Source organism: beta proteobacterium MWH-UniP1 (genome assembly GCA_036362785.1).
Taxonomy (GTDB): Bacteria; Pseudomonadota; Gammaproteobacteria; order Burkholderiales; family Burkholderiaceae_A; genus Lacustribacter.
Genome location: CP143625.1, coordinates 1378689 through 1401660, shown reverse-complemented (window position 1 = coordinate 1401660; position 22972 = coordinate 1378689). Strand labels below are relative to the sequence as shown.

The window sequence follows — 22972 nt, the reverse complement described above, 5'->3', positions numbered from 1 at the left end:
GTGCATCTCTTAAGAAACAAGGATTTCAATCCATTAGTTTTAGGGATTCCCGCGTGATTTTGGGCATCAGATTTTTTACTACAGGTACATAAAAATCTATTTGGGGGCTCTAAGTGTGACTTTAAAACCACTCCGTCTCCGCCAAAAAACAAAGGGCTCATATGAGCCCTTTGTTTTTTGGTTGGTGTTCGCTAACCAGCCCTTATAGAACTTTGCCGCCCACGCCCTTAAACTTCTCAACGAAAGCTGCGATTTTTTGGAAGACGCTTTGCTTCTTGGCGAGATACTGTGGGTTTAAGGGGCTCATTTGGGGTAGAACGGCATTAAGCTCTGTGCCGCTGTCACTAGCGAATTCCCGCTTAAGGGAGGCGGTGATATAGCGCCTTGCGGCCTCGGCATTCAGGTTTTCGGTATTGATGAGCTCCTGCGCCTCACGTTGCTGCTCTGTTTGAGCAAAGGCGAAGAAAGCCTCGATCACGCTGGCCTTTTCACCAAGTTGCTCCAGATCAGTCTGGTTAATAAAGTCCACCAGCAAGCTCTCTTTGGCACGGTGGCCAAGGCTTGCTCGAATCACCCGGCGCACTTCGTCCACGAGCTCGGCTTTACTTCTGGTTTTCTTGTTGTGCTCAAAGATCAATTCCAGGATGTAATCCAGGTTGATTTCCTGTGACTTCAGCAGATCCACCTCGAAGACCACATCATCCCAGTCGATGGTGGATTCCGCCTTGTCCTCGGACAATTGCTGGCGGCGCAACCAGTCGCGTACATCGTTATAGGTCGAACGGTAGTCCTGAATCTTTCGATCGGCGGGAAGCCTGATCGTTTGCAGCACAGCCAAGTCGTCATCAGTCAGATAGTGTTTGGCTTTAAACGCCTCCAGCGCCGCCGGATCGGTTATATCCACGCTCTGCAAGGCGCGTAGAGCGGCGAACTCGTCGTAGTTTTGCAAAACGTTCTCAATGCGTAAATACTCACCAAACAGCTTTGCAAAGTCTTTTTTGTCTGATTCTTTCTCGATCGCCGTGGGGTCGGGGAAGCGCGTTTCAAGCTCCTTCACCACTTCCATAAAGCCACGACGCGCCTCACCCGTGGCTGCATCGGTGAAGCCCTCCATGTATTCTTTGTAGCTCTTCTCCAGCACCACATTCTTGGTGTTCTTGTCACCAAACAGGGTGATGGCGTCAATGGTCGCCTGCTCCAGGTCGCGGAAGGTGACGATGTTGCCGAAGGTCTTAGTGGCATCAAAAATACGGTTCGTGCGCGAATAGGCCTGCATCAGGCCGTGGTAGCGCAGGTTCTTGTCTACGAACAAGGTATTCAGTGTGGGCGCGTCAAACCCGGTCAAGAACATGCCCACCACAATCAGCAGGTCGACCTCCTTTGCTTTGACCTGCTTAGCCAGATCACGGTAGTAGTTCTGAAAACCATTGCTATCGACGCTGAAGTTGGTTTTGAAAAGTGCGTTGTAGTCTGCAATCGCGGCGCTCAGAAACTCCTTGGCGCTGCTGTTCATGGCAGACACCTCAAAGCTTTCGTCTTGAATGTCGCCAATCGCGTCTTGCTCCTCGTTGGCCGCGAACGAGAAAATAGTGGCCACCCTTAACGGCTTTTCACTGTCTTTCTGTAGTGCCTTGAAGCATTCGTAGTACAGCTTGGCTGCGTCTACGCTGCTGACGGCAAACATGGCGTTAAAACCCTTGTTACCCGCGTGCAGGCGGTGGGTCTTTTGCCGGAAGTTGTTCAGGATGTACTGGGTGATCTCGCGGATGCGATCGGGGTGCAGCAGGGCTTGTTTATTTTCCGCCGCACTTAGCTTTTTCTCGTCTTGCTCAGTTTCAATGTCTTTGAACTGCGGGCGCACATCGTTGTAATCCACCTTGAACTTCAGCACCTTTTCATCGCGAATCGCATCGGTGATGACGTATGAGTGCAGCTCGCGGCCAAACACACTGGCAGTGGTCTCCGCCCCCAAGGCATTTTCGGGAAAGATCGGCGTTCCAGTAAAGCCAAACTGGTAGAACTTCTTGAACTTCTTTTTCAGGTTCTTTTGCGCCTCGCCAAACTGGCTGCGGTGGCATTCATCGAAAATGAACACCACCTGCTTGCTGTAGATGGGCAGGTCGCCTTCGCTTTTCATCAGGTTGTTGAGCTTCTGGATGGTGGTAACGATAATCTTGTTGTCGTTCCTTTCCAGGTTGCGCTTCAGGCCTGCCGTGCTGTCTGAGCCATTTACGCTGTCCGGCGAGAAGCGCTGGTATTCCTTCATGGTCTGGTAGTCCAGATCTTTGCGGTCCACCACGAAGAACACCTTGTCGATAAAGTCCAGTTCAGTGGCCAGACGCGCCGCCTTGAAGCTAGTCAGTGTCTTGCCGGAGCCGGTGGTGTGCCAAATGTAGCCGCCGCCCTCCGTGTTGCTCCAGCTCTTGGCCTGATGGCTACTGCGGATCTTCCACAGGATGCGTTCTGTGGCGGCAATTTGATACGGGCGCATTACCAGCAGCGTGTTACTAACATCAAACACCGAGTAGTGCAGCAGCACATTGAGCAGGGCGTGTTTCTGGAAGAAGGTGGCCGTGAAGTCTTTCAAGTCGCGGATCAGGCTGTTATCTGCCTTCGCCCAGTGCATGGTGAAGTCAAAGCTATTCTTGTCGCGTTGGGTGGTGTTGGCAAAGTAACGGCTATCGGTACCGTTCGAGATTACGAATAGCTGCAAATACTTGTACAAAGAATGCTCGCTATTGAAGCTTTCTTTGCTGTAGCGATGCACCTGGTTAAACGCTTCGCGGATCGCGACACCGCGCTTTTTTAATTCCACCTGCACCAGCGGCAGGCCGTTGACCAAGATCGTTACATCGTAGCGGTTGGCATGCGTGCCGGTCTGCTCAAACTGCTTGATGACCTGCACCTTATTGCGGGCGATATTTCTCTTATCCAGCAGATAGATGTTCTGGATGCGCCCGTTGTCAAAAACAAAGTCGTGAATGTAGTCGTCGTGAATCTTTCGGGTTTTTTCAACGATGCCGTCACTGGGCTTATCAAGAAAGGTCTCTACAAAGCGCAGCCACTCGCTGTCAGCGAACTGCACCGTATTAAGTGTTTGCAGCTGCGCGCGCAGATTAGCAAGCAGGGCTTCTGGCGTGTTTAGGTTGGGTAGATAGTCATAGCCCTGATTCACCAGATCCTGAATAAATTCCCGTTCCAAGTCGCTTTCGCTCTGGTAGCTCTCGGCCACCTTCCACTCTGGACTGTATTTGTCCAGAACGATAAAGTTCTTAGATTCGGCGATGGTCTTGAAATCGCTCACGCCCGACCCTCTGGCTTTTTGGTTTTTGCCTGACTCAGGGCCCGAATCTGCTTGGCATTTTGCGGGCTAATCACCTTTTTGCCCGTTTCGGCTTCCAGCTTCAGTCTTGCCTGTTTCGCAACGCCACCACCGCGCTTGGCCACGTCCTCGTGGTCGTCCAGCGTCTGGGGCTGCAATGTTTCCGAGATTTCCTTGGTGGACAGTTCCGCCAGCATGCTCAGCACCAACTCATTGTTGGTCATGTTGTCGCGCAGATTTTCCTTCTTCAGGCCCTTAAACTGTTTGTATTCCTTGGCTGATTTATCCGCCCATGTCTTGTAGATGACATCGGTTAAAAAGGCGAACTCTGGCCCCTCTTGCAGGCCGTGCTTTTTCCATTCGTCGGTGAGTTCCTTGCGAATCTCGATACTTTTAAGCCGTTGATTGATCCAGTTATCGGAATAGCCCAGGCGCTTATAGTCGACCATGGCCTGCTCAATAGACAGTTCCGGGTCCTGCAGCTGATCCAGGCGCTCGCGGCCCACCTCCGCCAGCCAGAGCTTGAAGGGTTCGGCTTTTTTGGATGGTATGGATTGGACAATACGCAGCAGTTGCTCAGTGCTGGCAGCAAGGGTCTTGCGCATCTTGCCACTGTCGGTTTGCATGGCTACCTGGGGACAATTTGTCCCCAGGTACTCACCTAAAAGCGCATCACGCTTGCGCAATTTTTTAAGATAATCCGTTGGATTAACGCTATCCGTCAGGGCTGCCACCACATCTACCACGGAAAAAAACCATTCTTCCGTCTCTGCATCCCAATGCGAACGGATGGTTTGTGATTCAAACAATTTGATTTTGCGTTGTGCGTCGCTCATGCGGCCACCCCTTGCGGTTTCGGAAAACTCAACAATAGGTCGCGATAATAAGCGTACTGCTTTTGTCGTAGTTCGATTTCGCGGGGCAGGCCTTCGGTGATCGAGTTCGTCAGCGCGTCGAATTTATCAAGGATGGCGACGATTCGGGCTTGCTCGTCTAGCGAAGGAATCGGTATTAGTAATTTAGCAAGGTCGTCTGCATTCACCCTTCGTACTTTTGTACCCGTAATATGTTGCCTTTTTTGTTTCTGAAATTGCTCGGTTTGAAAGAAGTATGAAACGAATTTTGGGTTGAGCTTATGTCGGTAAATACAAGCATCACTGCTGACAGCAATTTCCTTATCTCCTAACCATGCGACAGCCTTGCAAACGTCTTCGTCATTTTCACTGGTCGTGGCAATAACTAAGTCACCAGTTTTGGCTTTTCGCGCCTTCTTGAAAAACTCCTCAGAGACGAAGGATTTCGTCTTTTCAGTGCTCGTTCCGTAATAAGTGTAAATTTGTCCGTAATGAATGCATCCAACGCCTTGATCCGCAAAATCCTTCTTCTGCAAACCACCACCTCGAATGAACTCACCCACTGAAGGGTGCCCCATAGGCAACTTGTCCACGGCCCCATCTTCAAAACTCAACAACTGGTCGCGGTAGAAGTTATATTGCTTTTTGCGGGCTGTAAGTTCGGCTGTAAGTTCGGCTGTAAGTTCGGTAAATGCGTCCAAAATACGGACGATTTCGGTTTGGATTTCAAGCGATTTTTTTGGGTTGTCTGGGCAGTGAATGGGGATTAAGGTCTGCTGCGCTGTGGCCCAATGCCGTTTGTAGCTCAATTCCTTTGTATAAAAGTTCAGAAAGGCATGGTAGATATATCTGGCATTTGCCGACAACGGAATTAGAATTTTTAGTCCATCAGCGCCTTGGACAAAAGGAAAATCTACGTACTTGATATGCTCAGAGTGATCACCAAAAATTATATATTTTCCGGCTTGAACGGGAGTTACATCTTCATCAGTGTAACCAGCAATAAACTCTATCCCCTGATCAATGATTGGAAGCTTCCCTGTGGCGCGATAGGATTGGCTTTTCAGTTTTGAGGGTGCCGTCACGGTTTTAGTCACTGTGCCGAGCTTCTTCCACTCAACCGTCACCCCATCCAGCAGCTTTTCCAAAAATTTCATGCTGCTCATACCTCTCGTTCATCACCTTCAATCTCGGCCACGATCGCGTCAATGTCTTTGCGCAGCTGGTCAATTTTTGCCACTGTAATTTTGAGCTCAGCATTGAGCTGGGCAATGTCCACCACTTCGCGGTTGTCCTTGGCCTCTACATAGCTGCTGACAGACAGGTTGTAGTCGTTGGCAGCGACTTTTTCGAACGGAACGGACTGAGCGAAATGTTCGATGTTCGCCTTGCTGCCGAACGCCGCCATGATTTCATCGATATGCGTATCCAGCAGAGTGTTGTTATTGGTCTCTTTCTTGAAGAGTCCGCTGGCGTCAATGAACTGCGTGTTGGTGTCGGTTTTGTGTTTGGACAGCACCAAAATGCTCACGGCGATGCTGGTGCCAAAGAACAGGTTGGGGGCAAGCGAAATCACGCTCTCAACATAGTTGTTGTCGACTAAGTACTGGCGGATCTTCTGCTCCGCGCCACCCCGATAGAAAATGCCCGGAAAGCAAACAATGGCCGCACGGCCTTTGGCCGATAGGTAACTAAGCGCGTGCAACACGAAGGCAAAGTCGGCCTTGGATTTGGGTGCCAGCACACCGGCCGGGGCAAAGCGCTCGTCGTTGATGAGGGTGGGGTCATCGCTGCCGATCCACCTTACCGAATACGGCGGATTGGAAACGATAGCGTCGAACGGTTTGTCGTCACCAAAGTTCGGCGTAATAAGCGTGTCGCCCAGCTGAATATTGAACTTGTCGTAGTTCACGTTGTGCAGGAACATGTTCATCCGCGCCAGGTTATAGGTGGTGTGGTTGAGTTCCTGGCCAAAAAAGCCGTCCTCGATGATGTGGGCATCAAACTGCTTCTTGGCTTGCAGCAATAGCGAGCCTGAACCGCAGGCGGGATCGTAAATCTTGTTGATACTGCTTTGCCCGTGCATGGCCAGCCGGGCGATCAGCTTGGAGACCTGCTGGGGCGTGAAAAATTCGCCCCCAGACTTACCCGCGTTGGCAGCGTAGTTGGAAATCAGGAATTCATAGGCATCACCGAACAGGTCGATGTGGCTGGCATCGAAGTCGCCAAAGTCCAGTTCTGCCACACCCTTGAGCACCGAAGCCAGGCGAGCGTTTTTGTCTTTGACGGTATTGCCCAGCCGGTTGCTGGTGGTATCGAAGTCAGCAAACAGGCCTTTGATATCGCGCTCTGATGGGTAACCGTTGGCAGACGCCTCAATGGCAGCGAAGATGTTGGCCAGTTCGGTGTTTAGGCTTTCGTTACTGTTGGCGTTAGCCGCGACATTGACGAACATCTGGCTTGGGTAGATGAAGTAACCCTTTGTCTTGATGGCGTCATCTTTGACCTCCGGGGTGATGACGCTATCGGGTAACCGGGCATAGTTGACGCTGTCGTCACCACCTTCAATATAACTGGCGAAGTTTTCGCTGATAAAGCGATAGAACAGGGTGCCCAGCACGTATTGCTTGAAATCCCAGCCGTCAACTGCACCACGCACATCATTGGCGATTTGCCAGATTCGCCGTTGAAGTTCGGCGCGTTGGGATTGGCTTGATGTGTTTGTCATCTCAGTTCTATTGTTTTTTGTTGGCTCGTGGATCAGAGACTTGGGCGGGGCTTGCCTTGAAGTCTCTTCTGCTCGTCTATCCACCCTTGAATGTCCGGCATCTGAAACCTCCACGTACCCGCGACTTTAAAGCCGGGTAGCTTCCCTTGTTGGGCTAGGCGGTAGATCGTTTTCTCGTCTACGGCCAGGAAGGCCGCAACGTCGCGGACGGTCATGGCGGGCTTTATTTGGTCGTTCATTGACTGTAATCTTTATAGAGATTCCAGTTTAACGGAATTTGGGGCAATCCAGTCCAATAGTGACGGAACAGGCCATCCTACGGCAACCCAGGCTCATCCGGTGAGACTGGGTAAGGGTAAGTTCAGAAAAATGAATACAGAAATCCGTAACTGTGAATTCAAATTCAAGTGCCCCAAGATCTGGGATTCGCTTACTCCGACGGCTGACGAGCGCATTCGGCTATGCGGAGAGTGTGATCGCAGGGTCATCTTTTGCCGAACCGCCACTGAACTCAAGCAGGCGATCATCGACGACGAATGTGTTGCGGTCCGTATTTCGACCCAACGCGGGCCAGAAGTGCTCTTGGGTGAGCCACAGCTACCGCCTTACATGACATAGCCCGACCTTTAACCAGAACAGGCACTTCCGGGCCTAGGTACCAAAAGGGCGACAGAGCGGGCTTTGCCAAGTGGAAAAGGGGGGGGCAGGGTGTCTAGCTCCCCCCCCGGCAAAACTTAGAATCTATACATCAGTCCCACAGAGATGAGCTGAGCTTTCTCACTGTCGTACTTGTAGTGCTCGGCCTCCACTCGCGCGGCTAATTGGCCCGTGATTGAAAATTGAATGCCAACCCCATAAAAAGGATCTGTACCGCTGTCTGAAAGCGAGGCGTTCCCAGCACTCGAAGAGATCGTAGCGTCTGAGTCCCAGCGGTGCAGACCTAGCTTTGCATAGGGCCGGACTACTTTTGTCACGTCGTATCCCGCAACAATTGCGGCGCCAAATGATTTCGCTTTCACGGACAGGTTAACGTTGTCAGCAGTGAATTGATACTGAGTTCCCTCGAAAGTAAACCGATCTCCGTTATTTCCTTTTAACGAAGCAGTGCCAAAATCTGCATACTGCAGCTCGGCGCTCCAAATGTCGTCTAATTTGAAGCCGCCGAAAATTTTGTAACCGGTGTCGGATTCGTCTAGTGAGGCTGTGCCAGTAAGACCAGATACGCCGGTATCAATCTTGGTTTGCCCCGCAGATACGCCCATATAAAACGCCGTTCTATTTTGGCTAGCCTGGGCAAAAGCCGTCGAGGCGGTCGCGGCCATGATGCCAACTGCAACCAGATACTTTTTCATCTGAACTCCTTTTCAAGGTTAAGGAGTCGTCATCTTTGACTTGAGCCAATCTCAACAAGTGAGACTGTCATGTTAATTTTTATAGGATTTAAGGGCCGCCTTGAGCCGTTGAACGACTTCGAGTCGCAGTGTGTCTGGGGATAAGACTTCGCAATCCGCGCCCTGACGAAGAATGTCCAAGATCAGTTCGCGCTCATCACCGTATGGGATCTCAAGCAAATAGTTTCCCTCTTGGTCAAAAGACGATTTCTGCTCTGGGTGCCAGATCTCGGTGGACACCCATCTGGCCCGAAACGGCGTGAACTTAAGTTTGGCGACCTTCTTTTTCTTGCCTGCGAATATTCCGTAGGTCTCCTCGAAGGCTGCTTTTAGTGCGCTTTGCGGCAATGAAACTGCTGGGCTATCGATTTTCTTTGCCTGCTTAATTCCATCAAGGGAGAAACTGCGTAGGTCGTCTTTGTCGTGACAAAAAGCATCCAAATACCAGTTGTCTCGGTAATAGATCAGCTGCTGCGGCGAGACCTGTCGGGTTGTGTCTTTGTTGTTACCCTTGTTGAAATGAAAGATTTCAAGCCGCTCTCGGGTTAAGAGGGCATCAGCCACGACATTGAAAATATCTGCATTTATTGGCCGCCGAGCAAGCGGCAGGACCCGTACGCGACTGGCAAGCTCATCGGGGTCGACACAACCCGTCTCAAGCATCTTTTGAAGCCGCTTTTTTATCGGCTCGATCTGGTTGCCGATTAGCGAGTTGGGTTCCAGGGTGGATAGCAACTGCATCATGCTCAACAGGGCTAAGATCTCCCGATCGCTCAGCCATAGCCCCGGCAGGGAGCTTGAGGTTGTCCCGGCGCCGTCGCCCTGGAGGCGATAACCATCGGATTCACGATCCCAGATAATCGGCGCGTTAAGCCGATCTCTCAGGTATTCCAGGTCCCTTCGAAAAGTAGCCCTGGATACTTCCAGAACTTCCAAAAAGGTGGTGATCGGCACAGACTTTCTGCCCGACAGAAGGGATTGGATTTTATAGAGCCGCTCGGTCCGGTTCACTTGTTCAGTTATTAGTTATAGAGGCTACAGTTTATTTCAGAGCTGACTCATCTGGTGAGACACCGGGGCGCACAAACTCCATTCATCAGAAGGGAGAGCGTTATGAAAAAACTGAGGGTTTTACTAGGAATTGGTGCCGTGACTCTGCTCGCTGGCTGCCAAAACACCGGATACCACCTGGATCAGGTTCGTGGCGAGCAGTCTGAAAAGGCGCTCACGGTCGGGCGAGTTCAAAAAGAAATCCGCGTTGGCATGACCAATACCGAGGTCGTCGAGGTTCTCGGGTCGCCCAATATGGTCACGACAGACGAGGAACGTCGTGAAGTCTGGGTTTACGACAAGATCGCCACCGAGAGTGCCCAATCGAGCAACTCGGGGGGCATCAATATTCTGATCCTCGGCGTTCGGGGGAGCTCGGGCGCTTCATCGACCACGCAAAGAACGTTGACGGTGGTCATCAAGTTTGACAAGGCCAACAAAGTCAGAGACTTCGCTTACCAGACATCGAGGTTCTGATGATGAAAAAGCTGATAGCAGGCTTTGTAGCGTTGTCCCTTGTCGGGTGTGTCTCCATGCCCGAGAACCTGTTGGCAACCTCGCCTAAAAGCCTAGAGCGCAGGCAAGTCGAGGCCCGCAAATTTACGGGGGTCCAGGAAACAAATTTACTCACTGCAGTTGGTGGGGTCATACAAGACTTGGGCTTCACCCTGGAGGGTAGTGAGACCAAGCTTGGTCTGATTGTTGCCAATAAAAACCGGGATGCAACCCAGGCTGGCGAGGTGGTCGCAGCTGTGCTGATTGCATTGCTCGGGGGCGGACAAACCGCGATTAGTCGAGATCAAAAGATTCGCGTCTCGGTCGTTGTTTTGCCAACTGCCGACAAGGTTAAGGACGCATGGCAGGTTCGAGCGACTTTTCAGCGCATTGTTACTCGGACTGACAACACGCAGTTCGCAGAGACGCTTGAAGATCCCAAACTTCATACCGAGTTCTTCGAAAAACTATCCAAGGCTGTATTTCTGGAGGCCCAAAAAATATGAGCACTGCAAACTTAAAATTCAAGAGCGACACGAAGCTACCCAGAGTCAGGCTTGGTGTGGCTGTTGCCTGTCTATCAACCCTAATTCTTAGCGGTTGTGCAACAACAGATACTCGTATCCTAGATTCCGACCAAAGCCAGCTGCAGCTTAGATCAATTCAGACAAGGGCCTTTGACACGCCAGATCGAGACCTGGTCTTAAGGAACGTGATTGCTACATTACAAGACCTTGGGTTTGTGATCGATCGGGCCGATCAGACGCTTGGCACGGTAAGCGCTACCAAGCTGCAGGGGTATCAATTAAAAATCAACGTGACCGCCCGAGCCCGTGGAACCACCCAAACCTCGGTTCGTGCCAATGCGGAATTCAATCGCAAACCGGTGACGGAGCCCAAACCCTATCAAGACTTCTTTGCGTCGCTTGAGAAGTCACTTTTCTTGACCGCGCAGGCTGTAGACTAAGACCGTCTATGAAGAAACTCGCAATTTTTTAATGCTGCTGTCTGGGGCGGCATCAGCACAGAATTGTCCGTACGACCCTCGGTGCATCAATAATCCCAACGGCGCCGGTAATCCGTACAACCCCAACAGCATCAACAACCCTTATGGCGCTGGCAATCCCTATAACCCGAACCCGATCTACGTCGTACCGTCAAAGTAAACAGTAGCGAGAGCAGGAGATGGTTCGAATCCCCGACCCCACCAGGACCTGATTTATTTTGACCTCAGCAAGTTAGCGAAGCGACCTGTGCTGGGCCGCCAAAATTACCAGTACTAACTTGCTCACCCGCGACTGCGTTTAAACGCACGCAGAGTGTGCGCCGAGAACATCTGGTTGCGCCCTACCACATGGCTGGGTACGAGCTTGCCCGATTGCACATAACGGCGCAGCGTCGGCACGGAAACTTCCAGATACTCGGCGGCTTTCCCAGCTGAGAACGGCTCCTGATGTGTTTGACCAAATACCTGATCGTGGGTGAAGTCTTCTTCCCGAAACGCGTTACTGGCCAGCAGGGAGAAAAACCGCATCCGCTCGGTCGTCGGCATACGCTTCATCTCGGTATAGAGGTCCTCAGCAGTCAGTGCGTGATTCATGACGTTTCTCCTGTTTGCTTTTCATGTCGCAAATACTGTTTCAGTTCTTTATAAAAATTCTCGTGAACACCGACTTGATAGAAGTCGATGATCAAAAACTCCATGGGCGCGCTCTTGGCAGGTGGCCGGTAGGCCATCAGGTTACCTCAGTGGTAGTCCTGATAATTCGCCAATATTGCATCTCTGTTTTCAAAGTTTGACAGAAGCGCGGGTACTTCGAAAACCCTCTATGGTTCAACTTCGAGCGGCACATCTGCCGCGAGAATCGGTGCAGGCTAGCTTTGCCAGACGCATTGCAGAGGAGGGGTTGTTGGCTACCAGGTCCGGCATTTTGGTCCCTACGGCCTCCGGGGCCCGCCGGTTCGAACCCCTGATACCATCAAAACTTGATTTATATTGACCTCAGTAAGTTGGTGAACCGCCCCCTGCTGGGCGGCCAGAGCGTCTAGGGCGCCCCCATTGATTAGCCCTCGTCATTGATTGCATAATCGCCTCATGCTCCTAAATCAAATCCGGGCCCATAAATCCACAATTAATCAATTGGGGAGACAGTTTGGCGCCCGGCACTTTCGCGTGTTTGGTTCGGTGGCGCGAGGTGATGAAGGGCCAAGCAGTGATATCGATTTTTTGGTTGAGTTTGATCGCGGTTACGATTTGTTTGGGCAGCGCCTGCCGCTGGCTAGGGAACTTGCCGAGTTACTCGGGCGCCCCGTGGATCTGGTTCCAGAGCACGAACTTAGTCGCCACTTGCGAGACAGCGTGTTGAAGGAAGCAGTTGAGTTGTGATCAAGTCTTGGGAGCCGCACGCTCGACACATTCTGCGCTCAACGGTGTGCCTTAGCTGATCAAGCAGATTGAAGCTTAAGGGCCTTAACATGGGATAAGGCTTTCGAAGCTTTTGTTGCTTGGCGCGCTTGCCACAAGTCAAAAGCGGCCTGCTGAGCAAGCCATACCTCTGCCGCTCCACCGTGGTCACGGCCAAGCCAACGCTCAATTCGTAGTGCCATCGCAGGACTAATAGACGCACGTCCGTTGAGCACTTTCGACAAAGTCGTACGGTCGACATCAAGCTGGACCGCAGCCTGGCCGATTTGCAGGCCCAGAGCGGGCAAAATGTCGTCACGCAGAGTTAAGCCTGGGTGGGGTGGGTTAAACATTGAGTTCATGGTTACCTCAGTGGTAGTCCTGGTAATTCACCAATACTGCATCTCCGTTTTCAAACTTAAATGTTAGGCGCCAGTTTCCATTGACGTTAACTGACCAATGCCCGGCAAGGTTGCCTCTTAGGGGATGCAAACCCCAGCCCGGTCGGTTCATATCCTCGGGGCGGGTTGCAGCATCTATGGATGACAGTTGCTGCCCCAATCGAGCGGCATGCCCCGCCTGAATCCCTGACAGGGGCCCCAATCGGAAAAACTGATTGTCAGGATGTTGTCCGGACGCTATGATAGTGCCAATCTCGATAAAATCAGGTCCCCCATGAGTACAGCCACCCCGCCCAAGTCCGAACGGATTGATGTCCGCGCCAGCACGCCGGTCAAGCAATTGCTTCAGGAGGCCGCACGCGTGTCGCACAAGAACGTGAGCGAGTTTTTGCTTGATGCAGGCATCAACGCGGCCAACCAAGCGCTGGCAGACCGCACCCGCTTTGAGTTGGGAGCTCAGCAGTGGAAGGCGTTTCAGGCAGCGCTTGATCGACCGGTTACCGTCAAGCCCAAGCTCAAGAAACTCTTAACTGAGCCGGGGTTGCTTGGTTGAGTTCACGTTCCTACGGGCCAGTTCGTAAACTGGCCGGCTCGGATGCCGTCGAGTCCTTTGATTGCGGCCAAGTTGCACTCAACCAGTTTTTGCAGCGCTTTGCGCTTGTCAATCAAAAATCCAACAGTGCGCAAACCTATGTGTGTTGCTATGGTGGGGCGGTGGTTGGGTTTTACAGCCTTGCCGTTGGCAGTATCGACCCTGCAACTGCCGCGCCTCGAGTGATCAAAGGTATTCCTCAGCACCCCGTGCCTGTCATGATTTTGGCAAGATTGGCTGTGGATGTTCAGCATCAGGGGGCAGGCTTGGGCAAAGCTTTGCTCAAAGATGCGTTGCTGCGCACCACTCAGGCGGCAGACATTGCAGGCATCCGGGCGCTACTGGTGCACGCGAAGGATGAAACCGCCCGGCAGTGGTACCTCAACTGGGAATTTGAGCCCAGTCCGTCCGATTCGTTTCATCTGTTTCTGCTGATGAAGGACATTAAAGCCATGGTCTCTGGCTCATGATGCGGCAGGCAATAATCAGGGAGAGCAGTCTTTGAGTCCACAATTTACGCCAGCCCATCAGCTTGAAGCGACGCTAAACGCGCAGGGCTATGCGGTGCTCTCGCCGCAAGATTTGTGTGCGCTGTCGCGCGTTGCCTGTGATGACCTTTCAAAGCTGGGGGATTCTTGGGGCGACCTTCCGGCGGACCAATACCTAAAAGACGGTGGGCGATACCGGTACCGCAGGCATGCCAGCATGGAATTGCGAGCTTCCGAGGTGCGTCTTGTGCCGCACCGGGCCCATTGGCAGCCGCTGTCGTACAACGCGCTGCATGGTGGTATGCAGCGTTGGTTTGAGCCCGTCAGCGCTGAGATTTTGTCCGCCTCTGCCTGGCAGAAGATGCTGCTCTGGTTAGCGGGTGTTGCCTCGAAAATCGACGGCTCGCAGACCTGGTACACCGAGGCCCACCAGTTCCGTATTGACACGACAGACGGTATTGGCCGGCCAACTCCCGAGGGCGCCCATCGTGATGGTGTTGATTGGGTCGCGGTTTTTTTGGTGCAACGACATAACATCAAGGGCGGTGAGACCCGAGTGTTTCAGGCCAACAGCTCAGAGGGTCAGCGATTCACGCTGACTGCACCATGGAGTCTTTTGCTGCTCAATGATCGGCGTGTGATTCACGAGACCACGCCGATTCAGCCCGTTGGTGATTACGGTTGGCGTGACACGCTGGTGGTGACGCTGCGTACCAATGGGTTTCTTGACGAAACCCGTTAAACAGGGCAAAACCGCCAGGCCAAAGACTGGCGTGTTAGCCCGCCAGCGCTAGAACCCGAGACTTGATCCCGCCCCAAGCAGTGTGGCCACCCCTAGTAGTGCAAAGATTGCAGCGGCAATCGAGTGAACAAGTTTCATGGGAATTTTGTTGGCCAGCTTATCGCCCACAAATACCGCAGGCACATCGGCAATCAACATGCCCAGGGTGGTGCCAATCACCACCATGATGGCATCGGCATAGTGGGCCGCCATGGCCACCGTGGCGATCTGGGTTTTGTCGCCCATTTCCGCAAGAAAAAATGTCACCAACGTGGCGCCAAAGACACCAAATTTTTTTGCGATCTTGGTCTCGTCTTCTTCGATCTCATCGGGAATGAGTGTCCAGATGGCCATACCAATAAATGACAGGCCCAACACCCAGCGCAGAATCTCTGGGCTCACAGTCGCAGTGATCCACGCGCCCAGTGCGCCAGCCAAGCCGTGGTTAACAATTGTGGCCAGCAGAATGCCCAAGATGATCGGAAGTGGTTTTTTGAACCGGGCTGCCAAGATGAAGGCCAATAGCTGGGTTTTGTCGCCGATTTCGGCCAGGGCGACAACGCCGGTAGAGACGAAGAGGGATTCCATAGTGGGGTGGAAGTATAGTGGGAACACAAGAAATCTGCCGATTCAGTGACCAAAGATAAGATTGGCGCCATGAACCCAAATCAACTCAGAGCGGGCCTAACACAGGCCGAGGCCTTGGCCCGGCTACAGTCCGACGGCCCGAACCAGTTGCCCTCGCATGGTGGCCGTGGGTTGATGGATATTGTCAAAGAAGTCTTACGTGAACCCATGTTCCAGCTGCTTCTTGCAGCGGGCCTGATTTACTTGGTGCTGGGGGATGTTGGTGAGGCGTTAATGCTGGTCTGTTTTGTTCAGATTTCAATCTGGATTACGGTGATTCAGCAGCGCCGGGCAGAAAATGCCTTGGCCGCATTGCGCGAGATGGCAAGCCCTAAAGCGCTTGTTATTCGCGACGGCCAACAGCAGCTGATTGATAGCCGAGCGCTGGTCCGGGGCGATCTCTTGGTTCTGGTCGAGGGTGACCGAATTGCAGCAGACGCGCGCTTAATCACCGCCCACAATCTCTCGGTGGATGAATCGCTGCTCACAGGGGAGTCAGTTGCCGTTAGCAAGCATGCAAATGGCAGCGAGCAAGAGCAGCACGTGGCAAGCGGCACCATGGTGGTCACAGGGCACGGCTTGGCCCAAGTGGTGGCGACTGGGTCTGCAACCGAGATGGGCAAGATTGGCCGCTCGCTCGTTGAGCTTCAAAGCGAGCCGACACGGCTTCATGCGCAGACCAAGCGGCTGGTCCGTATTTTTGGTTCGATTGGTGTTTCTTTAAGCCTGATCGCCGTTCTGATTATTGGGTGGTCGCAGGGCGAATGGCTGCAGGGGCTTTTGTCGGGCATCACATTAGCCATGTCTGTTTTGCCAGAAGAGTTTGCGGTGGTGCTGACGGTTTTCATGGCAATGGGCGCATGGCGCATTTCACAGCATCGAGTGCTGACCCGCCGTAGTGCAACCATTGAAACGCTGGGTGCTGCAACAGTGTTATGCACCGATAAAACTGGAACCCTTACCGAAAACCGGATGGCGGTGGCCGCCCTGTGGACCCAAGATGGTTACTGGGAAGAACATGCCAACGATGCTGCTGGATCGGTCAAGGCCTTAATTGAGGTAGCTGCCCTAGCCAGCAAGCCCGAGGCCGTCGATCCAATGGAGCGTGCCATTCTTGGGTTGGCCCGCGAACAGTTTGGTGTGCCGGAACACCGCGGCGCTGGATGGACATTCGAGCACGAGTATCCGCTGTCATCATCGCTGCTGGCAGTCTCGCATGTCTGGCGGACTGCGAGCGGTGATTGGCAAGTCGCCACCAAAGGCGCGCCAGAGGCTGTGCTTGATCTATGCCACCTGGACTCCGTTCTGACCGAAGAAATTCGTGGTGCTGTCAATAAACTGGCGGGCCAGGGCATGCGGGTGTTGGCCGTGGCCACGGCTCGCTCTGTCAGCAAACCGACCGCTATTGATCAGCACGGATTGAATTTGGAATTTCTGGGGCTGCTTGCCTTGGCAGATCCCTTGCGCCCAGAAGTGCCGACAGCGGTGGCCCAGTGCCACCAGGCTGGTATTCGCGTGGTGATGATCACCGGCGACTATCCCAGCACTGCATTGGCCATTGCCCGGCAGGCAGGTATCACGAAAGCCCACCAAACAACCGATGTGTTACTGACCGGAGAAGAACTCGGCGCTCTGAGCGATGAGCAATTGCAGCAGCGGGTGGCCACCGTGAAAGTCTATGCCCGAATTCGGCCTGAGCAAAAACTTCGTATTGTTCAGGCGCTTAAAGCCTGTGGTGAGACTGTCGCGATGACGGGAGACGGCGTGAACGATGCCCCGGCGCTAAAGGCGGCCCACATTGGAATTGCCATGGGAGGGCGGGGCACCGACGTGGCTCGTGAGTCGGCATCGTTGGTTTTGCTGCAAGACGATTTTGCATCGATTGTGCGGGCAATTGCGCAGGGCCGGCGGATCTACGCCAACTTAAAAAAAGCCTTGGTGTATATCGTCGCCATTCATATTCCCATTGCGGGGCTTGCAGTGTTGCCCTTGGCCTTTGGGGCGCCGATGCTGTTTTTCCCGGCCCATATTGCGTTTTTAGAGCTGATTATTGATCCGACCAGTTGTTTTGTTTTCGAGTCGGAAGAGGCCGATCAAGATCTGATGCGTCAGCCCCCGCGGCCGCCTGACGAGACACTGTTTTCTGGTGTGTCGTTGTTGAGCAGTCTGTTTGCGGGGGTTGGTCTGATGTTGTCCTTGGGGGTCTTGTATGTTGTCTTGCACCGGCTATCGGTTCCGCCGGATGCGTTACGAGCGACCTCTTTCCTGGCGCTGGTGATAGGGGGAATTGTGATTACCCTAAGTAGCTTGGCGGGCGCGAGTTGGTCGGGGTTAATGCAGGCGCTGAGCAACAAGGCCTTTTGGTTTTTATCAACAATTACCTTGGTGATGCTGGCGTTAGTGTTTGCGGTGGATGTGATTCGTGAGCTGTTTCAGTTTGCGCCAATTTCTTTGCAGATGTTAGGCTGGGCGCTTGCCTGCAACCTGGCGGCAACAGTTTTTATTCTGCTCACGAAACTTTTTTCGCGTTTCTATCGCTTTTAAATCATGCATGTTTTGCTTCGAATCCGTGATACCGAAGACGAAATCCGTCGTTGGCAAGGTGCCTTGTCGCTGGCCTTACCGGAAGTCCATTGGCATTTGGAGTCAGAGGTTCCGCCAGAACTTATTGGTCAGATTCGGGTCGCCGTAGTGGCCAATCCGCCTGCGGGTTCCCTGCGCGGCTATCCCAAACTCGAGTTTGTGCAGTCCTTGTGGGCCGGGGTGGATAGTCTGCTGGCCGATGCCTCGGTACCAGAGCATTTGATGATTGCCCGTATGGTGGACCCAGCCATGGCCCAAGCGATGGCTGAAACGGCCTTGTGGGCGACATTGTCGTTACATCGCGGTTATTTTGATTATCAACGTCAACAGCAGGCCAGAATTTGGCAGGACCTTCCGCAGCGTCTTGCAAGTGATATTTGTGTGACCGTCTTGGGCATGGGGGCGATGGGCTTGGCCTCGGCGAAGCGGATTGCATCGCTGGGCTATTCGGTGTGTGCCTGGCACACAGGAGCGGGCCATCGCGATGCAGTCAATGCGCTGGGAATTGACGTGGTGGCCGGGTCAGATGCGCTACGTTCGGTCTTGGCCAGATCCGATATCGTGATTAATCTGCTGCCGCTCACCCCACAGACTCGGGGGCTATTGAACCGGGACTTTTTTCTGACCATGCCCAAGGGATCATCGGTTGTGAACCTGGGCCGTGGCGGCCACTTGATCGAGGCAGATTTATTGTCGGTGCTAGATGCGGGCCATTTGCGCCACGCTGTGCTGGATGTCTTTAAGACAGAACCATTGCCTGCAGACAGTGTATTTTGGGCGCATCCAAAGGTCACGCTCTTGCCACATGTCGCTGCCATTACCGACCCGGATAGTGCAAGCCGAATTGTGGCAAAGCAGATTCGGGCTTGGGTGGCGGGTGGGCCGGTTGAGCATTTGGTGCAACGTAGCCGGGGTTACTAGCCTTTTCTTGCGGGCCGTTTCACATACGCGTTTTAACGACCAGACTGTAAATATTCGCGAAGTCGCGCTTTGAGGCCTGGGCGGGCTGCGGATCGCACCAGATGGGCCAGGTCTTGGTCGTGATGTTGAGACTGGAGTGCATGGTCCAGGCCTGCCCGAGCATGACGGTCGAGATGGGTTGCCCGAGCTGCAGCTGCAGCAACAATCTCTGGCCAATCGCTCTCATGTGCAAGCTGATGCGCAAAGCCCATGTCCAGGGCCTGTTGGGCGCTAAACGATTTCGTTTCTTCTAACAGTGGCCGCGCCCGCTCAATGCCCACAATGTTTGCGAACCGGCGGCTGCCCAAGACCAGACCAAACTTAAGTCCTGGCATGCGAAAACTGGCATCTGGTGTGGCGATGCGTTGCCGGCACACTGCAAACAGATCGGCAGCAGCACCAAAGACTCTGCCGTGGGCAAGGGCCACGGTGTGCGCGCAAGTATCGGCAATCGCCTGAAGCAAAAGCTCAATGCGAATAAATCGAAGGACCAGATCGCCCTCGGACTGGGTGTCTAAGTCAGACATATCAAACCCAGCACTTAGGGTCTTGCCCGCCCCTTGAAACACCAACAGGTTAGCTTGCTGAGCATTCGCTTGTGAAATGGTGTCGATTAGCGCGTCGACCAAAGAGGCCGACAGGGCATTCATTTTCTCTGGCCGGTTCAGCGTGATCCACCAAATGCCGTTGTCTTGTTTGACCAAGAGTTCAGGTGGGTTGATCGACATGCTTAGCGTTCCATGAAGTACTGAATGACGGTCTTGGCGATCCAGCCACTTGTGCCCACCAAAAGAGCGATGGTCAGCACAATGTAGGCCATGCGTCCGCCCTTGGATTCTCGGGCCAGTGAAAACACGATGGCCACCATGAATAGAATCAGGCCGGCAACGAAATAGGGGGTGGCGTTATCAAAAAATTCAATTAGGGCTTGGTTGTCCATGGCCCTAATGCTAAATCATTTGACTAAAGATAAGAGTGCAGCGCCCGCAGTGACTGTGATGGCCAGTGCGCCGCCGTAGCAGATGAGTTTTGCTGCAGTGCCAGCAGGAATACCCACATCGTGCAGGCTGTGAAAGATGCGGTGCATGGCGTGCCAGGCGAAAAGACTGGTGGTCACGAAGAAAAACAGCATGCCCACCGGGTGTTGGGCAAAGGTCAGGATATTGTCATAGCTGAGTAAAGCGGGGCTTAACAGCAGGCCAAAGGCGGCATCGAAGCTGCCAATCCAGACCATGGCCACGCCAACCAGTGCGGCCACCATGCCGCCGGCACCAAACAATAACCAAAAGATTGGGGCGTGGGAGCGTTTCATGTGGTGAGCGTCTTTGCAAGCATCATCATGATCACGAATACAACTGCGGCAGCTAGCCAGCCAAGCCGCGTAATGGTCTTGCCTGGAATTGGTTTTCCACTGATCACTACGGGGGGCATGGTCTTGGGCATGATCTCGAACCAGCTCTTGGTGTGAACCAGCATGGAGATCAAGATGATGCAATGAAACACCACGCCCAACGGCGAGGTGACTGCGTCCATAAAGGCCTGCCACTGGGCCGGGCCCTGGGACAGACGCACCAGGCCAACGGCCAACACAATCGCATAGGCTAGCACCGCGACTGAGGTGAGCTCACGCAGCATATAGGCCATGAAAAATGGATTGCGTTTCCACCAGCCGCCCATGGGACGAATGTAAGGAGCGCGGCGGGGTGTTGTCTGCTGGCTCATGTTGGTGTGGTGTCCGGTTTGGCTTTGGGTGCGAAAAACCGCAGGAAGTAATCTTTCGCGCTGTTCACCTTGTTTTGGTTCACGGCGTTGGCTGGGTCCACATGCTTGGGGCAGACCTCGGAGCAGTAGCCCACAGCCGTGCAACTCCACACGCCATCTTCCGTGCTGATGGCTTCCATGCGTTGCCGTGTGCCACCGTCACGTGAGTCGGCGTTGTAGCGATGCATGAGCGCCAGCACACCAGGGCCCAAGAAATCTGGGTTCAGACCGTATTGGGGGCAGGCGGCATAGCAGAGCATGCAGTTAATACAGCCAGAGAATTGCGCAAAGGCATCAAGCTCGGCGGGTGTTTGCAGATGCTCGCCTTGCGCAAGGGCACGCGGTGTTTTGGGGATGATGTAAGGCGAAACACGCTCAAGCTTTTTCACAAAGGGCTCGACACTCACAATCAAATCCCGCTCGATCGGCATGTGGGCCAGCGCCTCGATTTTCACGGGGCCCGGAAGCAGATCACGCAAGAAGGTCTGGCACGACAGCTTGGGGTTGCCGTTGACCATCATGCCGCAGCTACCGCAGATGGCCTGCCGGCATGACCAGCGAAAACTCAGAGTGCCGTCGATGTCGTCTTTGATGTGCTGCAGCCCCTGCAAGACCGACATGTCTTCTGAAAACGGCACGCTGTAGCGCTGCCAAAACGGTTCGCTGTCATCTTCGGGCCGGTAACGAAGAACATCGATCTCGATGGTGCTTGGCATGGGCTTATCCGACATGGGTTGTGGCCTCTTTGGCGAGACGATCTGCCTGCTCGCCAGCAGCACCATAGGCGCGGGTGCCAGGCGGTGAGCGGGTAATGGTCACCGGGCTGTAATCAATTCGGGGGGCATTGGCGGGGCCGCTGTAATAAGCCAGGCTATGCTTTAAAAACTGTGTGTCATTGCGTTCGGTCATGCCGCTATCCAAGCGCTGATGAGAGCCACGTGATTCGCGGCGCAGCAGGGCGCTGTGGGCCATGGCCTGGGCAACATCTAACGAATAGCCCAGCTCAATGGCCAGGAACCACTCGGTATTCCACATGCGTGAGTGGTCGTCTAGATGCAGGTTACCCAGCCGCTCTTTGAGTTCGGCAAGCTTGTCGCAGGTGGCCTGAATGGAAGACTCGGTTCGATAAATGCCGCAGCCGTCTTCCATGGTCTTGGCCATTTCTTTGCGAAGATGCGACAGACGCTCTTTGCCATGAGTGTTGCGCACAACATTGAGTGCCGCATCGCAGCTTTGCTGGGCCAGCGATGCAATACGGTCGTAAGACAAGTGGGGCCGTGACTGTGCGAAGTCTGCCGCCTGAATTCCCGCGACTTTGCCAAAGACCAATAATTCGGCCAGTGAATTAGAACCAAGTCGATTGGCCCCATGAATGCCCACGCTTGAGCACTCACCCGCGGAATATAGCCCCGGCATTGGGGATTGGGTGAGACCGTCTGCCGTGATGCCGCCCATGGTGTAGTGGACTGCAGGCAGCACTGGAATGGGTTCGCGGGCTGGGTCTACACCGAGATAGTCCAGCGCGAGCTCATAAATTTGGGGCAAACGCTCGCGCAGTTTGGCCTCGCCGAGATGACGTAGGTCCAGGTGCACAACCGGGCCGTGGGGGCCATCAATGGTTCGGCCCTTTTGTTTTTCGTGCCAATACGCTTGGCTGAGTCGGTCACGGGGACCAAGCTCCATGGCTTTATTACGGGGGGTGGGTTCGGCTGGGCCGAGTCCGTAGTCTTGTAGATAGCGATAGCCGTCTTTGTTTAACAAGAAGCCGCCCTCGCCACGGCAGGCCTCGGTAAAGAGAAGCCCGGTGCCCGGCATGCAGGTGGGGTGGTATTGCACAAACTCCATATCGCGCAGCGGTACGCCATGCCGATAGGCCATGGCCATGCCGTCACCGGTCACGATGCCGCCGTTGGTGTTTTCACGAAAGACGCGGCCTGCACCACCTGTGGCCATGATGACGGCCTTGGCCTGCACGACATGAAGCTGACCGCTTGCAATATCAACGGTAACAACCCCCTGGGCCTGACCATCTTCCACCAGCAAGTCCACACAGAAGTGTTCATCAAGCCGGCGAATAGACGGAAACTGTAACGATGTCTGAAACAGCGTGTGCAGCATGTGAAAGCCGGTCTTGTCTGCAGCAAACCAGGTGCGTTCAATTTTCATGCCACCAAAGGCGCGGACATTGACATGGCCATCGGGCCGCCGGCTCCACGGGCAGCCCCAGTGTTCCATCCGTACCATCTCTTCATAGGCATGGGCCACAAAATAATCCACAACATCTTGTTCGCAGAGCCAGTCACCGCCTGCGACTGTGTCGTGGAAGTGGGCCTCTAGGCTGTCATGCGCCTGGGTTACGGCTGCCGAGCCACCTTCGGCCGCAACGGTGTGGCTGCGCATGGGGTAGACCTTTGAGATCAGCGCAACCGAGAGCTTGGGATTGTGTTGGGCAATCGCAATGGCAGCGCGAAGACCTGCGCCACCTGCACCAACAATGGCCACATCGCATTGGAGTGTTTCAGGAGTCATTGGCCA

General features: G+C 53.8%; 27 protein-coding genes. 10 read left to right on the top strand and 17 right to left on the bottom strand.

From position 1 onward, the window contains the following. Window positions 1-202: 202 nt before the first annotated feature. Genes AOB54_06810 through AOB54_06790 form a run of 5 tightly spaced genes read right to left on the bottom strand, consistent with a single transcriptional unit; the run spans window position 203 to window position 7143 of the window. A complete protein-coding gene (locus AOB54_06810; GenBank protein ID WVN41200.1) occupies window positions 203-3304 on the bottom strand; it encodes a type I restriction endonuclease subunit R in 3102 nt (1033 codons plus the stop codon). Beyond that, the gene (locus AOB54_06805) at window positions 3301-4158 is read right to left on the bottom strand and encodes a Bro-N domain-containing protein (GenBank protein WVN41199.1); all 858 of its coding nucleotides are present in this window, start codon (window positions 4156-4158) and stop codon (window positions 3301-3303) included. The genes AOB54_06810 and AOB54_06805 overlap by 4 nt, the downstream gene beginning before the upstream one ends. After that, a complete protein-coding gene (locus AOB54_06800) occupies window positions 4155-5342 on the bottom strand; it encodes a restriction endonuclease subunit S (GenBank protein WVN41198.1) in 1188 nt (395 codons plus the stop codon). Before AOB54_06800 ends, AOB54_06805 begins: the two co-directional genes overlap by 4 nt. Continuing rightward, complete coding sequence (locus tag AOB54_06795) at window positions 5339-6904, bottom strand: type I restriction-modification system subunit M (GenBank protein ID WVN41197.1); 1566 nt, start codon at window positions 6902-6904, stop codon at window positions 5339-5341. The genes AOB54_06800 and AOB54_06795 overlap by 4 nt, the downstream gene beginning before the upstream one ends. 32 nt (window positions 6905-6936) lie before the next feature. Beyond that, window positions 6937-7143: a helix-turn-helix domain-containing protein gene (locus AOB54_06790; GenBank protein ID WVN41196.1), complete on the bottom strand. Its 207-nt coding sequence runs from the start codon at window positions 7141-7143 to the stop codon at window positions 6937-6939. 130 nt (window positions 7144-7273) lie between these two features. Here AOB54_06790 and AOB54_06785 point away from each other — a divergent pair, with 130 nt between their 5' ends. Beyond that, complete coding sequence (locus tag AOB54_06785; GenBank protein ID WVN41195.1) at window positions 7274-7522, top strand: hypothetical protein; 249 nt, start codon at window positions 7274-7276, stop codon at window positions 7520-7522. Between the two features lie 116 nt (window positions 7523-7638). On the opposite strand, the gene AOB54_06780 is transcribed toward AOB54_06785, so the two are convergent. Beyond that, window positions 7639-8256, bottom strand: a complete 618-nt coding sequence (locus tag AOB54_06780; protein WVN41194.1) for a porin family protein — start codon at window positions 8254-8256, stop codon at window positions 7639-7641. Window positions 8257-8328: 72 nt separating this feature from the next. Next, window positions 8329-9039, bottom strand: a complete 711-nt coding sequence (locus AOB54_06775) for a WYL domain-containing protein (protein ID WVN41193.1) — start codon at window positions 9037-9039, stop codon at window positions 8329-8331. A gap of 369 nt (window positions 9040-9408) precedes the next feature. On the opposite strand from AOB54_06775, the gene bamE reads away from it, so the two are divergent. The 3 genes from bamE to AOB54_06760 all read left to right on the top strand — a co-directional run bounded on the left by bamE (window position 9409) and on the right by AOB54_06760 (window position 10807). Further along, window positions 9409-9822, top strand: coding sequence for an outer membrane protein assembly factor BamE (gene bamE, locus AOB54_06770; protein WVN41192.1), 414 nt, complete (start codon window positions 9409-9411; stop codon window positions 9820-9822). Next, the gene (locus AOB54_06765) at window positions 9822-10346 is read left to right on the top strand and encodes a hypothetical protein (protein ID WVN41191.1); all 525 of its coding nucleotides are present in this window, start codon (window positions 9822-9824) and stop codon (window positions 10344-10346) included. Before bamE ends, AOB54_06765 begins: the two co-directional genes overlap by 1 nt. 206 nt (window positions 10347-10552) lie before the next feature. After that, window positions 10553-10807 (top strand): hypothetical protein, encoded by a 255-nt coding sequence (locus AOB54_06760; GenBank protein WVN41190.1) that lies wholly within the window; start codon window positions 10553-10555, stop codon window positions 10805-10807. Between the two features lie 321 nt (window positions 10808-11128). Here AOB54_06760 and AOB54_06755 read toward each other — a convergent pair whose 3' ends face one another. After that, a complete protein-coding gene (locus tag AOB54_06755; protein ID WVN41189.1) occupies window positions 11129-11440 on the bottom strand; it encodes a helix-turn-helix domain-containing protein in 312 nt (103 codons plus the stop codon). 495 nt (window positions 11441-11935) lie between these two features. Here AOB54_06755 and AOB54_06750 point away from each other — a divergent pair, with 495 nt between their 5' ends. Further along, window positions 11936-12226 carry a nucleotidyltransferase family protein gene (locus tag AOB54_06750; protein WVN41188.1) on the top strand — a complete coding sequence of 97 codons (291 nt, stop codon included), beginning with the start codon at window positions 11936-11938 and terminating at the stop codon, window positions 12224-12226. Between the two features lie 59 nt (window positions 12227-12285). Here the strand turns inward: AOB54_06750 and AOB54_06745 are convergent, their stop codons facing one another. Then, window positions 12286-12606 carry a HigA family addiction module antitoxin gene (locus AOB54_06745; protein ID WVN41187.1) on the bottom strand — a complete coding sequence of 107 codons (321 nt, stop codon included), beginning with the start codon at window positions 12604-12606 and terminating at the stop codon, window positions 12286-12288. 7 nt (window positions 12607-12613) lie between these two features. Then, complete coding sequence (locus AOB54_06740) at window positions 12614-12889, bottom strand: type II toxin-antitoxin system RelE/ParE family toxin (protein WVN42796.1); 276 nt, start codon at window positions 12887-12889, stop codon at window positions 12614-12616. A gap of 30 nt (window positions 12890-12919) precedes the next feature. On the opposite strand from AOB54_06740, the gene AOB54_06735 reads away from it, so the two are divergent. The 3 genes from AOB54_06735 to AOB54_06725 are packed head-to-tail and all read left to right on the top strand — an operon-like array spanning window position 12920 to window position 14467. Further along, complete coding sequence (locus AOB54_06735; protein ID WVN41186.1) at window positions 12920-13198, top strand: DUF1778 domain-containing protein; 279 nt, start codon at window positions 12920-12922, stop codon at window positions 13196-13198. Beyond that, window positions 13195-13707, top strand: a complete 513-nt coding sequence (locus AOB54_06730) for a GNAT family N-acetyltransferase (protein ID WVN41185.1) — start codon at window positions 13195-13197, stop codon at window positions 13705-13707. Before AOB54_06735 ends, AOB54_06730 begins: the two co-directional genes overlap by 4 nt. Window positions 13708-13738: 31 nt before the next feature. Then, entirely contained in the window at window positions 13739-14467 is a 729-nt protein-coding gene (locus AOB54_06725) for a 2OG-Fe dioxygenase family protein (protein WVN41184.1), read from the top strand. A 48-nt stretch (window positions 14468-14515) separates the two neighbouring features. Here the strand turns inward: AOB54_06725 and AOB54_06720 are convergent, their stop codons facing one another. Next, entirely contained in the window at window positions 14516-15094 is a 579-nt protein-coding gene (locus AOB54_06720) for a TMEM165/GDT1 family protein (protein WVN41183.1), read from the bottom strand. Window positions 15095-15163: 69 nt separating this feature from the next. Between AOB54_06720 and AOB54_06715 the strand changes: the two genes are divergently transcribed. Beyond that, window positions 15164-17677 (top strand): cation-translocating P-type ATPase, encoded by a 2514-nt coding sequence (locus AOB54_06715; protein WVN41182.1) that lies wholly within the window; start codon window positions 15164-15166, stop codon window positions 17675-17677. 3 nt (window positions 17678-17680) lie between these two features. Continuing rightward, complete coding sequence (locus AOB54_06710) at window positions 17681-18637, top strand: glyoxylate/hydroxypyruvate reductase A (GenBank protein WVN41181.1); 957 nt, start codon at window positions 17681-17683, stop codon at window positions 18635-18637. 32 nt (window positions 18638-18669) lie between these two features. Here the strand turns inward: AOB54_06710 and AOB54_06705 are convergent, their stop codons facing one another. The 6 genes from AOB54_06705 to frdA are packed head-to-tail and all read right to left on the bottom strand — an operon-like array spanning window position 18670 to window position 22966. Further along, on the bottom strand, window positions 18670-19404 hold the full coding sequence (locus AOB54_06705) for an enoyl-CoA hydratase/isomerase family protein (GenBank protein WVN41180.1): 735 nt from the start codon (window positions 19402-19404) through the stop codon (window positions 18670-18672). A gap of 2 nt (window positions 19405-19406) precedes the next feature. Then, a complete protein-coding gene (locus tag AOB54_06700) occupies window positions 19407-19616 on the bottom strand; it encodes a DUF2788 domain-containing protein (protein WVN41179.1) in 210 nt (69 codons plus the stop codon). Window positions 19617-19631: 15 nt separating this feature from the next. Then, entirely contained in the window at window positions 19632-19988 is a 357-nt protein-coding gene (frdD, locus tag AOB54_06695) for a fumarate reductase subunit FrdD (GenBank protein WVN41178.1), read from the bottom strand. After that, window positions 19985-20398, bottom strand: coding sequence for a fumarate reductase subunit C (locus AOB54_06690; protein ID WVN41177.1), 414 nt, complete (start codon window positions 20396-20398; stop codon window positions 19985-19987). The genes frdD and AOB54_06690 overlap by 4 nt, the downstream gene beginning before the upstream one ends. After that, window positions 20395-21168, bottom strand: a complete 774-nt coding sequence (locus tag AOB54_06685; protein ID WVN41176.1) for a succinate dehydrogenase/fumarate reductase iron-sulfur subunit — start codon at window positions 21166-21168, stop codon at window positions 20395-20397. Before AOB54_06685 ends, AOB54_06690 begins: the two co-directional genes overlap by 4 nt. Next, window positions 21158-22966, bottom strand: a complete 1809-nt coding sequence (gene frdA, locus AOB54_06680) for a fumarate reductase (quinol) flavoprotein subunit (GenBank protein WVN41175.1) — start codon at window positions 22964-22966, stop codon at window positions 21158-21160. The genes AOB54_06685 and frdA overlap by 11 nt, the downstream gene beginning before the upstream one ends. Between the last annotated feature and the right edge of the window lie 6 nt (window positions 22967-22972).